General features: G+C 41.7%; 11 protein-coding genes. 4 read left to right on the forward strand and 7 right to left on the reverse strand.

The window, feature by feature from the left end:
- Nucleotides 1-12: 12 nt before the first annotated feature.
- Together QZZ55_RS16825 and QZZ55_RS16830 are read left to right on the forward strand one after the other, a co-directional pair.
- Entirely contained in the window at nucleotides 13-702 is a 690-nt protein-coding gene (locus QZZ55_RS16825) for a YafY family protein (protein WP_293268587.1), read from the forward strand.
- A gap of 90 nt (nucleotides 703-792) precedes the next feature.
- Complete coding sequence (locus tag QZZ55_RS16830; RefSeq protein ID WP_293268588.1) at nucleotides 793-957, forward strand: oxidoreductase-like domain-containing protein; 165 nt, start codon at nucleotides 793-795, stop codon at nucleotides 955-957.
- A gap of 31 nt (nucleotides 958-988) precedes the next feature.
- Here QZZ55_RS16830 and QZZ55_RS16835 read toward each other — a convergent pair whose 3' ends face one another.
- Genes QZZ55_RS16835 through QZZ55_RS16850 form a run of 4 tightly spaced genes read right to left on the reverse strand, consistent with a single transcriptional unit; the run spans nucleotide 989 to nucleotide 4,733 of the window.
- Nucleotides 989-1,786: an ABC transporter permease gene (locus tag QZZ55_RS16835; RefSeq protein WP_293268589.1), complete on the reverse strand. Its 798-nt coding sequence runs from the start codon at nucleotides 1,784-1,786 to the stop codon at nucleotides 989-991.
- Nucleotides 1,783-2,517, reverse strand: a complete 735-nt coding sequence (locus QZZ55_RS16840) for an ATP-binding cassette domain-containing protein (protein WP_293268590.1) — start codon at nucleotides 2,515-2,517, stop codon at nucleotides 1,783-1,785. The genes QZZ55_RS16835 and QZZ55_RS16840 overlap by 4 nt, the downstream gene beginning before the upstream one ends.
- Nucleotides 2,514-3,494, reverse strand: a complete 981-nt coding sequence (locus QZZ55_RS16845; RefSeq protein ID WP_293268591.1) for a YVTN family beta-propeller repeat protein — start codon at nucleotides 3,492-3,494, stop codon at nucleotides 2,514-2,516. Before QZZ55_RS16845 ends, QZZ55_RS16840 begins: the two co-directional genes overlap by 4 nt.
- Before the next feature lie 15 nt (nucleotides 3,495-3,509).
- Nucleotides 3,510-4,733, reverse strand: coding sequence for an ABC transporter substrate-binding protein (locus tag QZZ55_RS16850; protein WP_293268592.1), 1,224 nt, complete (start codon nucleotides 4,731-4,733; stop codon nucleotides 3,510-3,512).
- A 171-nt stretch (nucleotides 4,734-4,904) separates the two neighbouring features.
- On the opposite strand from QZZ55_RS16850, the gene QZZ55_RS16855 reads away from it, so the two are divergent.
- The gene (locus tag QZZ55_RS16855) at nucleotides 4,905-5,342 is read left to right on the forward strand and encodes a copper-binding protein (RefSeq protein WP_293268593.1); all 438 of its coding nucleotides are present in this window, start codon (nucleotides 4,905-4,907) and stop codon (nucleotides 5,340-5,342) included.
- A gap of 179 nt (nucleotides 5,343-5,521) precedes the next feature.
- On the forward strand, nucleotides 5,522-7,162 hold the full coding sequence (pgm, locus tag QZZ55_RS16860) for a phosphoglucomutase (alpha-D-glucose-1,6-bisphosphate-dependent) (RefSeq protein WP_293268594.1): 1,641 nt from the start codon (nucleotides 5,522-5,524) through the stop codon (nucleotides 7,160-7,162).
- Between the two features lie 90 nt (nucleotides 7,163-7,252).
- Here the strand turns inward: pgm and QZZ55_RS16865 are convergent, their stop codons facing one another.
- The 3 genes from QZZ55_RS16865 to QZZ55_RS16875 all read right to left on the reverse strand — a co-directional run bounded on the left by QZZ55_RS16865 (nucleotide 7,253) and on the right by QZZ55_RS16875 (nucleotide 11,575).
- A complete protein-coding gene (locus QZZ55_RS16865) occupies nucleotides 7,253-10,684 on the reverse strand; it encodes a DUF3427 domain-containing protein (protein WP_293268595.1) in 3,432 nt (1,143 codons plus the stop codon).
- Between the two features lie 13 nt (nucleotides 10,685-10,697).
- Entirely contained in the window at nucleotides 10,698-11,096 is a 399-nt protein-coding gene (locus QZZ55_RS16870) for a (deoxy)nucleoside triphosphate pyrophosphohydrolase (protein ID WP_293268596.1), read from the reverse strand.
- Nucleotides 11,097-11,308: 212 nt separating this feature from the next.
- Nucleotides 11,309-11,575: a DksA/TraR family C4-type zinc finger protein gene (locus QZZ55_RS16875; protein WP_293268597.1), complete on the reverse strand. Its 267-nt coding sequence runs from the start codon at nucleotides 11,573-11,575 to the stop codon at nucleotides 11,309-11,311.
- Nucleotides 11,576-11,922 lie beyond the last annotated feature (347 nt).

The following is an 11,922-nucleotide window of genomic DNA, read 5'->3' on the forward strand; positions in this document are numbered from 1 at the left end:
AAAACAAGCATTATGAGGAAAGCGGAGCGTTTGTTTCAGCTGCTGACAATTTTACGTAGTCGTAGAACGGTTGTTACTGCCAAAAGTTTGGCTGAGCGCTTGCAAGTATCAGAGCGTACTATCTACCGTGATATACAGGCGTTGTCGCTTTCCGGTGTGCCGATCGAAGGTGAAACTGGCGTTGGTTACAGGTTGCATCCTGGTTTTACCGTTCCGCCGATAATGTTTGATCTTGATGAACTAGAAGCGTTATTACTAGGGGTACGAATGGTGCAGGGCTGGAGTGACAAAGCACTTGGAAAAGCGGCAGATAGTGCTTTGAGTAAGATTCGTTCAGTACTGCCGGAGCGGCAACATTTTGAGCACACGGCCAAGCCTGAGTGGTTAATAGTACCTGACATGCACCGGGAGCAGAGTGCACCATATAGTGATCAATTGCGCACGGCTATTAAACAGCAACAGGTATTAGAAATCGATTATAGAAGAGAGGACATGGCTTCTTCAGTGCGCCGTGTTTGGCCGTTGGGGTTAGTTTTCTGGGGGCGAGCTTGGACATTGGTAAGTTGGTGTGAATTGAGACAGGCATATCGGATGTTTCGACTCGACAGGATTGGTCGTTTACACATAACAGAAAAACTCTTTGTAACGACTGAAAGCATTAACTTACAGGATTACTTACAGCAGGTTAGTTGTTTAGAGTGACCCGTTAAATGGGTGCGATCAAATATAGTTGGTTATGGGTTGGGGTGTGGTAAAATGGCACTATATTATTAAGAAAATAACGGTAGAACGATGTTAGAAAAGCCAACTCCTCCTGGGGATTATGAATGTTGCGAAAGCGCATGTGAACCATGTGTTTGGGATATATACTATGAAGATATGCGTGAATGGAAAGAGAAAGAAGCGAAACTAAAAGCAGCTGAAAGCGCTGAGAAAGATAGCGAGCATGCAGAGTGATCTGCTAGCAAGTTCGCTATCCATCGCAAGGCTATTTTACTTTCGCCGCGCGTTGAGGATTAAATCCGTTAATGGACAATAAAGAGAAAAGTAACGTAGTACCTAGGGTAATGCTGAAGGCGAGTAGATCAAATTTCATATACAGCGCATGCCTTACTAGCTCCACTGCATAGGTAAAAGGATTGGTAGAACAGATCCAATAGAGCCACTCGCTTGCTTCTTGCATTTTCCACAATGGATAGAGTGCTGAAGAGAGAAAAAACATAGGAAAAATTACAAAGTTCATCACCCCTGCAAAGTTTTCTAACTGCTTTATCCACGATGAAATAAACAGACCAATAGCGCCGAGCATAACAGCGACCAACAAAAATGCTGGCAGAGCTGTTAAGTATCCCCATAATGGTGGTTCAACATCTACAAAAAGCGCTATGAGTAAGAAAGCATAGACTTGCAGTAAAGACACCAGCGCGATAGAAAGAAGCTTACAGGTCAGCAAAAACCAGCGTGGTAAAGGGCTCATCAAGAGTACCCGCATACTGCCCATCTCGCGATCATAGACCATAGATAATGAACTTTGCATGCCGTTAAATAGCAATATCATGCAGCAAAGCCCTGGTGCAATATACACTTCATAGGTGATATAGGTTTCGTAGGGCTCGATAATCGCGATACCCAATGCTGCACGAAACCCTGCTGCAAATACCACTAACCATAATAGTGGACGAACTAGTGCGCTAAAAAAGCGCGTGCGCTGTTGTATAAAGCGCAGGTATTCGCGTATCAAAATGCCTCTAAAGCAGTGCCAATAATATCCTGATCTCATATTCATGCGGCGGCTACCGATTGTTGTGTTAGGTGCTCAAAAGCATGGGTTAATTGCTCCTTACCACTAAGAGTGCATAAGTCCTCTCCTGTACCAGAGGAGAGCAGGTGTCCTTGATGTAGCAATAAAAGCCTGTCTTGAGAGTGTATTTCATCAATCAGGTGGGTTGCCCACAGCACTGTGAGTTGTTGGTCTTCACAGAGTTGGCGGACATGCTGATTTAATATCTTTCTGGTTTGCGGGTCGAGCCCAGAAGTGGGTTCGTCCAATAACAGTAAACGGGGTTGGTGTAGGAGTGCTCTGGCAATTTCAACACGCCTTCTGTGCCCGCCATTGAGGGCTCGAACTTTTTCATGGGCTCTATCGGCCATCGACATACGCTCAAGCTCTGTCGCTATACGCACGTTTGCTTCACGGCTGCCAAACCCATGTAGTGAAGCATGGTAGGCAAGATTTTGTTGTACGCTAAGATCAAGGTCTAGCGTGCTTTGCTGGAATACTACACCGACTTGCTGCATGACTTGCGTCGGTGTTTTTTGCAGGTCTAGGCCTTGTAGATGAATACTTCCACTTTGTAATGAATAAAGGCGAGTCAGTAGAGCAAATAAAGTGCTTTTTCCTGCACCGTTTGGGCCGAGCAAAGCACTAAACTGACCACTCTCCAATGTGAAGTTAAGATCGTTTAGGGCTTTTTTTTTGCCGTAATTAAAACTGAGCTGTTCAACCTTAATACTCATTGTGATTTCACAACAATTCCCCAAGGGTAGCGGCCTACCTTGATGGATTTTATTGCTTTCATTTTAGCAATATCAACGACAGTTACATCACCACTAATACCGTTGGTGGTCAGTAGTAGCGACTGGTCTGCATTAAATGCCATATGCCAAACACGACGCCCTACCAAAATATATTCTAAGACTTCAAATGTTTTAGTATCGATGACAGCAATGTGATTGGCTGGGCCCAGTGCAACAAAAGCATATTTGCCATCATCACTGAGTTTAATACCTACGGGTTGAATTTTGTCGGGATGAACACCACGAATTTTAAAAGCGACCTTATGAGTAATCTGGCGACTGGCAACATCAATAATGGAGACGTTACCGCCAATCTCTGAACTGGCCCATAGGACTTTACTGTCCTTTGAAAACTCCACATGACGAGGGCGTTGATCAACCAGTGTGTTATCTACAAGCTGCATGGTTTCCGTATCTATCCAGTGCACCATGTTAGTGGTTTCGCTGGTATTGACTGCTATTTTTCCGTCGGGGCTAACTGCCATGCCTTCAGGCTCAACCCCTACATCTATCTGCGCCAGTACTTCGCTCGTTTGTGTATCCACAATCGTGGCTAAAGCGTCGTCTTCATTGGCGATATAGAGATGACGATCGTTGGGGTGCAATGCAAACTGTTCAGGATCTTCGCCCGAGGGGAGTTCTTTAATGATCTGGTGTGTGGATAAATCCATGACTTGAACGGTGTCAGAATCTGACGCACAGATATAGAGCTTGCTTTGATCTTTGGATAAGATAATGCCGCGTGGACGCTGCCCTACATCAATGGTAGCGGTGATTTCGTAAGTATCGAGGTCAATAACAGATAAAGTGTCATCTTTCTCATTTGACACGTAAGCCGTTTCGGCAAGTGCGGTTTGTACGCTCAATAGTAGTGTTGATATGGCGAAAAGTTGAGTTAGGCGCTGTTGTTTTTTCATAGTTACTTCCTGTCGCTAAAAGCGCTCCGCTAGACGGCATTGGCTTTCTGGTGCATCAAATCCCAGCGTATCTAGTTCAGATGATGGGTGCAAAAAACCAGCCTGTGGTGATTGAGATACGAGAGAACGTGGATGAACCAGTGGTATCGGTTGGCGTAGCTGGCCACTCCATGTACGAAAATTTAGCTTGCGGCCTTTAAAGCCCGCAAGCTCAAATTTATCTGAAATAATGTACTGCTTGAGGGTGGTTGTATTTGTGGTATTGGTACGCGTGACGGCTTCAGCAATAGAGCGCACAGCTAGCCAACTGGCATAGTCTTGGCTATTCATCCAACGGCCGGTGAGCTTTTCAAAACGACTTTGCAATTGCGCCGCCCCCCATTGTTCAACGACTCTATGCCAAGCAACAGGGGTGAGGCCTTGAGTACCCACAACAGGGCGTGGGTACCAGGTGTTATAAAGAACGTACTCGCCAAAATCTCCCTGTTCATCGGCTACTACAACGACATCGTATTCCTCTGTTTGCGTAAAGAGAGGCATCTCTTTTTGTGCTAAACGTCGCAGGTCTGTATCAAAGCTCCATTGCTTCTCGGCTACTATTTTATGGCCAAAACGTTTTGCCGCTCTTTGCATTGATTGTGCGTAGGCATGATCGCCTTCAGTACTGCCTTTAATCAGTAGCCACTTATTCAAACGTTTCTCTTTTAGCCATTGAGCAAGTGCGTCAGCTAACATGGCGCGGCTAGGGATAGTGTGCAGTACATTACTTATGCATTGATCAACGCGTAGGGCATTTTCTTTGGCGCGGGTGTTAAAAATCAGCACATCATCTGCTGGGACAGAGTTAAGTGATGCTTTGTTAAGCCACGCTGAAGCCGTTTTTAGTGCACCGGCGGGCAGGTCGAAAATAAATAGGCGTATGCCTTGTGCATAGCGGGATTGTATCCGTGTGAGCGTCTCTTCTGGGGTGTCGCTAATATCTGTTTTTAGGTGGAAAGACTGTTTAAGAAACCGTCCTGTAGTGTTGCTGTCTTGTAGGGCTAAATCTGCACCACGTTGGCCTGCATCGCTTGCTTCAGGAAGAATGTTAGAGAGCACAGGGCGATGCTCCTGTTGTAGTTTTATATAGGCAATATCAATATCAAGCTGTGCCTGCGCGGACTGTGAAAGTAATAGCGGTCCACACAATGCGCATAGTAAAAAGTACGAACCTAACCCGTTAATTCGCTTATTCATCATGATTCAGTCTTATTTGTATTTAAGTTGAATGTTCCAGCATAAGCAGGAAGCACAGAGGGGGAAATATGAAGAAAGTACAAAACTTTTAGTACTGAAGTAGTATTTTGTTGTTAGGCGGGCGCTTTAGCATGAATAAGAGAAAATTAAAGATGCTATGCACAGGGTGATGAAATGCGATTTATTAATAAGTTACTTACGCCGGCCATTTGTGCCGCGATGTTATTGTCCGGACAGCAAGCGCTTGCTGAAGGTGATTTAACTCGACGACCAGTCAAGCTGCCAAATTTGGTATTGGGCACTGAGGATAATCGTTATTATTTATCACAAACGCGCTATGAACTGGAAACTGGAAAATCTTATAAACTGAAAATAATTTCTAGCGGCCAAACCGAATATGCTCTTCGTGCACCGGGTTTTTTCCAGTCTATATTCCTTCGAAAAGTAGAAGCGGGTGATATGGAAATTAAAGCAATGAGCTTAACTGAACTGGAGTTTGAGCAAGAAGGAGAAGCCGAGATTTACTTCGTACCTATAAAAACCGGTGAGTTTGAGTTTTACTCTGCAGGCTTGAAAGTGAAAGGTATGAAAGGGATTTTTAGCGTGAAGTAGCACTGTATTTGCTGGCGATGCGGCCACTTAGCCTCGTTAGTGGCCGAAGGTTTCAATCGAATGGTGCAATGCTAATAATATGATTAAAACTCGCTATGATGCTCATAGCATCGTTGCATCTCTTCCCTAGATAGCCGAGCATTAGGTTATTTATTCATGGAAAAGGACAGGCTTGTTTTATGGCTATTCACCCGGATGCAGGAAAGATTGCCCCGCACGATTCTTTGGTTAATATCCCAGCGCTAGTGGCGGCTTATTATCGTCAGCAGCCCGATATCATAGAGCATCCTGAGCAACAGGTTAGTTTTGGTACGTCTGGCCATCGTGGTTCGGCATTAAAAACGACCTTTAACGAAGACCATATTATAGCGATCTGCCAAGCCATTGCAGAATACCGACAAGAGCAGGGTATCACGGGGCCGCTGTACTTGGGTAAAGATACACATGCCTTGTCTGAAGCTGCATTTAGTACGGCGCTGGAAGTGCTAGTGGCAAACGGCATTCGTGTGCGTGTTCAAGAGGGTGATGGCTACACACCGACACCTGTGATATCGCATGCAATTTTGACGCATAACGCACAGGGCGGTGATCTTGCCGATGGTATCGTGATTACCCCTTCGCACAACCCGCCAGAAGATGGCGGCATTAAATACAACTCGGTTAAGGGTGGCCCTGCCGATCAGGATATAACTAACTGGATTGCCAAACGTGCTAACGCTCTGCTGGAAGCTGAGTTAGAGGGTGGGGAATGGCTACCGGCTGAAGCGCTTAAAGATAATGTGTTGATCGAACCGTTTGATTACATCGATCATTACGTCAGTGATCTGGCATCCGTGATTGATATGCAGGCGATTGCCAAAGCCGGCATCAAAATCGGGGTGGATCCCATGGGAGGTTCAGGCTTGCACTTCTGGAAGCCAATTGCTGCAAAGTACAACCTGAATATCGACGTCGTGAACGATAAGGTCGACTTTACCTTTGGCTTTATGCCGCTGGATATAGATGGCCGTATCCGCATGGATTGCTCATCCAGCTATGCGATGCAGAACCTGCTCGCGCTAAAAGATAAGTATGATATCTCTATCGCTAATGACCCTGATTTTGACCGTCACGGTATTGTGTGTGCCGGATCCGGTCTGATGAACCCGAATGCTTACTTAGCTGTTGCGATTGAGTATTTAGCGACGCACCGCCCGCAATGGTCAGATGATATTCAATTTGGTAAAACGCTGGTGTCCAGTGCCATGATTGACCGTGTTGTTGATGGTTTGGGTAAAACACTGTGCGAGGTACCTGTTGGTTTTAAATGGTATGTCGAAGGTTTATTCAGCGGCGAGATGGCGTTTGGTGGTGAAGAGAGTGCCGGTGCTTCTTTCCTGCGTAAAGACGGTAGCGTTTGGACAACAGATAAAGACGGTATCATTTTAGGCCTGCTGGCGGCGGAGATCTTAGCCGTCACCGGTAAGGATCCGCACGCGCTGTATGAAGCGCAAGTAGCGCGCTATGGGCGCCCAATTTATAAGCGTATTGATGTGCCGTGTTCCGCTGAGCAGAAAGCCCTGCTGTCTTCGTTGAGTACTGATTCAGTCCGGGGTGATCGCTTAGCGGGCGATGCGATTACGGGCATTTTAACCCAAGCGCCGGGTAACGGAGCGTCTATCGGTGGATTAAAGGTACAAACCGCGAATGGTTGGTTTGCCGCACGTCCATCGGGTACTGAAAATATCTACAAAATCTATCTGGAAAGCTTTGTATCTGACGAGCATTTAGCGCAGTTAGAAAGTGATGCTAAAGCGTTAGTCGATCGAGCGTTTGGGTAAATTGATTTAGCGGTATTAATATCCCGGACTGTTGGTAGTTCGGGATTTATTCTAACATTAGTAATGTGAACAGATAGAAATATTGAATTGTTATTCTTCTAGCACGGTAACAAATTCGCCAACGATTCGCATATTGTCACAATCATCTTCATGAAGGACAATATCTTCAAATAGTGAATCTGTGGAGTTTGGCTTCAGTAAAATAACAGAATGCTCCCACTCACCATTATCAGAGACTCTTTTTTCACTAGCATATGTTTTAATAGTAAATGATGAATTATATTCTTCGTCATTTTTGCCATAGTTTTCAACGAGAACAATTTTACCATTTCGAGAACCACCAAGCGGTTCCTTGAAGATACAAATAGAATTATTCTTAATTCTACGGTTCATAGATTCACCAACAACCCTACAAGAGAAATATTTTTGGTCTGCTGAGTACTGCAAAGGTACCTCAATCATATTAAAATCTTTGTTCTCTTGCATCTCACTAAAAGAACCTGCCGCAGCATAAAAGTCATAAAATGGTATGAGGTTCTGTTCTTTATCGTCTGTAACATTTTCAAAAATAGTAAATGGAACCACTTTTAGAGTTGGAGTATTCTTAATTTTGACTACTTCTTTTTCTCGAAGATACTGATACATTTCGTCAGAAACGGGTGTAGACAGACTGAAAATAAATCTGACCACAGGTACTTTTTTTCCATTGTCTGAATTCATTGAGGCTTGTTCAACTTTATCTTGTTCTGGTTCAACATCACCCATATAGTAAAATTCAATGCCTTCATCGTTACTCTTTTTTATAAACAATGGAAGTCTAATATTTCCTCTATTACCTAGTATCGATTGAACGTCACTACTTGCTAATTTTCGATTAGACTTTGACATCCATGAAAATTCTTTGTTGTTAATAAATTCATCTTCATATTTAGTTGATTCAGAAATATCTTCATCTTTATGGTAGTTAACGAAGATGGGGCAATGTGTGTTGTCAGGACTGACAAGATAACCACCTACATTTTGAGCCACTGGGTTTGTATCTACATTTAAAATCCTAAAAACATCTTTTCTGGAATACTTTTCATACAAACAAAAACCATGTCGCCAGTTTTTTATTTCATATATTTCATTAAATTTATGAATTGAATAGTTAATAGAGTCTTGTAAATATTGTTCAAACGGATCTTGTTCAAGTAATGCTTTGAATTCTGTAGTTAAGTGAAAGACACCGTCATCAAGTGTTAAAATATTTAATCCATAAATTTCATTAAGCGTGAATAATTTTCCAGAGTTCTTTTCACGAATGAATTTAAAGTTAAGATTGTTTAGACACGACTCTACTGTTTTATCTGAAACTTCATAATGATAGTTATCAGATATAATATTTTTTAATTGTGAAACTGTGCAGATATTCCCCTGTAGTAACTCATTAAGTATTATGCTTTCTTCAACTCTTTTTGCGTTGTTTACTTCATTAGAAAAAAATTCAAGTAGCTTTACAGATTTTTCTGAAAGTGAATGTGTGAAATTTTTTTCAACCTTACACACAAAATTGAGAAATGATTTTGAATAGCCTATGTACAAAAATGGATCTCGTGAACCATGCTCGACAAAATCCATCATCAAAGGTATACGACCAAGCTTATGCTTTAAAAGGAAGTAATCCTTTTTCAAGTCTGTAAGCATTTTCATATTTGCAGAATCAATTGATGCAAAAATTCGTTCTTTAGTAATTGCATCAAAATTGACCGTGGAACTTCCAGGGATTAGTCTACTGCCGCTTGATATTGATCTACGTAAAGCATCTTTGTTATATGAAGTGTCACCATAAAGAGCAATGGGAATGAGGTAGTTGTTAGTATAATTTCCAATAAAATCAATAACTGTAAGGTATCCCTTACCACCTACTTTGCGCAGTCCACGTCCCAGCTGTTGTACAAAAATGATTGCAGAATCTGTAGGTCGAATCATTATAATCTGATTCACTTTCGGAATATCAATTCCCTCATTAAAAATATCAACGGTGAAAATATAATCCAATTTTTCTGCTAAGTTATCAGACTCCAATAGGTCAATAGCATGACTTCTTTCATCTTCCGAATTTTCTCCGGAGAGCGCTAAAGAACGAAAGCCGCTCTGATTAAATACATCGGCCAACTTCTTCGATTCTTCATTTCGTGAACAAAAAACTAGACCTCGTGTAATACCGTTATCAGAACCATAAAAGCGAGCATGCTTAATAATATTATCAGCTCTTTCATCTGATGAAAGAAATGCAAAGTCTCGCGTGTTTTCTTGTACGACATCATCAACTATCAGATCAGTAACTCCGTAATAATGAAAGTTACTTAACATCTCTTCTTCCATCGCTCTGTTCAAGCGAATCTCATAAGCAATGTTATGGTCAAATAAACTAAAGATATCTTCACCATCAGTTCTTTCTGGCGTCGCTGTCATTCCCAATAAAAAACGCGGTTTAAAATATCCAAGAAGTCGTTTATATGAATCTGCTCCTGAACGATGAGACTCATCAATTACGATATAGTCGAAATAGTCTTTATCGAATTGATCTAAGTGGTTTTGTTTTGAAATAGTTTGCACGGTAGAAAATAGAAAGTCTTTATCCCGCTCTTGTTGAGAGCCAGAATATTCTCCCATTGTTTTATCCGCTCCAAAAATATTCTGGAACGTTTTCAATGATTTTAGTGCGATGGTTCTTCTATGCACTAAAAACAATAATCGTTTTGGTTGAAAAGCCTGTGCATCAAAAGCAGACAAATAGGTTTTACCTGTACCTGTTGCAGATATAAGAAGAGCTTTTTTAGCACCACTATTTCTTAAATTATTGATATTATTTAGCGCTTCTTCCTGCATAGAATTTGGCGATACTTCAGGTTTAATAAATGCTTTTTCATGTGCTTTAGATAGAATATTTTGTTTATTATAAATATCTTCATAGGTATCGATAAATGATGCAGTAACAGGCGTGCCACTTTGAAAATCCGCATCAAACTCCCCAATGATTTTTCCAACAATACTGCTGGAATGAAGTGCTGATACTTTAAGATTCCACTCTTTATTTGTAGCCAGTGCTGATGCCGTAAGGTTACTACTACCTATAATCAGATTATGATATTCCGATCTCTTAAACAAATACCCTTTTGAATGGGAGTTTTGATTGATGGCAATACGCAGTTCAATATTAGTGAATTTTAAAAGTTTTCTGAGAGCTTCAGGCTGAGTAAAGTTTAAGTACTGTGAGACAACAACTTTTCCTTTAACGCCTTTTCCTTCAAGGTCTTTGAGGGTATTCATTAAAGTAGCCACGCCACTTGTTGTCACAAACGCTACTGAAATATAGAACTCATCACAATACCGTAACTCCTCTAAAATTGTAGAGAGTACTTTTTGTGGTGGGCTTTTTTTGTTGATCAATAACGTCGGTTGATACAACGTTTCAGAAATTGATTCTTTATCAATAAAACCTGTCTTTAAACTTCTACTCAGTTCATCTAATATCATGTAATTTGAACTCTTATATGCGTTCTGCTTGAAGTTTTTGAACTATTGGAATATCAGCTGCAGCCCAATCAAGGTTGCTTAGCTCATCAATTTTCAGCCACTTTTGATCAATGTGTTCAGTCAGTGTTATATCCTTATGCTCGACTAGACAAATAAAAGAGTGCATCGTAATGTAAAAGTCTGGATATTGGTGATGAACGGTATTGAAGAATTTTGGTTCGATAATATCTAAATGCAACTCTTCTTTAATTTCTCTAATTATTGCAGACTCTTTTGTCTCTCCAACTTCAATCTTACCACCAGGGAATTCATATTTTTTTGAAATGTATTCAAGCTTTGCTGGTCCACGTTGAACGCAAAGTGTTTCTTTACCACATTGTATAATTGCTGCTACTACCTCTATTTGTTTCATGAATACTCCTATACTGATTATTTTCAGGAAAATAACTATTTTCAAAGATGTTTAGCATATATTCAGAGAGAGACGTAGGACAGCCAAACATTTAAAATTCCAAAATTAGTGGGGTCAGATTAAACTTATTTTTATTATTCCCGGCATGTTTCATCGGCACCCACTTAATTACAAAACCTATAGAACTATGCCCTTTACGTTCTGTTTGAAGGTCACCTCAATTGGCTGTCTTTGCTGCCGCGTCGGTTATAGCTACTGAGGTTCGCTTGCTGTTGGTCGAGCTCTGTCTGGCAGCGGACGCATAATCGCACGCCGTGGACAGCCTTACGTCGGGCTTCTGGGATGATGGCTTCACATTCCTCGCAATGCGTTAAACTATCGCCGATAGGTAACCGACTGCGAGCCAGCGCTATCGCATCTTCTACATTGGCATCAATTTGATCTTGAACTGCCCCGTCTCGGGACCAGCCTCCCGCCATGATTCGCTCCTGTATTTCTCAAATTGAATGAGCCTCAAATTCAACTTTGAGCTAATTCATTCACTAATTCACCATTTAATTCCTGATATGCAAAAAAACGCTGGGATCTTAACACTGTTGCCACGTTTTGATGACTATCAACCGAGCCGTTTGTCTTTGTATATGGTTTCAGTGTTCTGTGTGTCGACGTTAAAGCCTAGTACCAAGGAACTAGTTTTTGCGCGCCAAAGTACACTTTTTGGATTGTTAGGCTTGCGTCATTATTTGAAGAAGAGTGAAACACTGCCAGTTAAAACCGGCATGTGTGTCGTGAAAACAAAAAAGTGGTGAATCTGATGTTCCTGAAA

The sequence above is a fragment of the Neptunomonas sp. genome (assembly GCF_016744175.1).
Lineage (GTDB): Bacteria > Pseudomonadota > Gammaproteobacteria > Pseudomonadales > Balneatricaceae > Neptunomonas.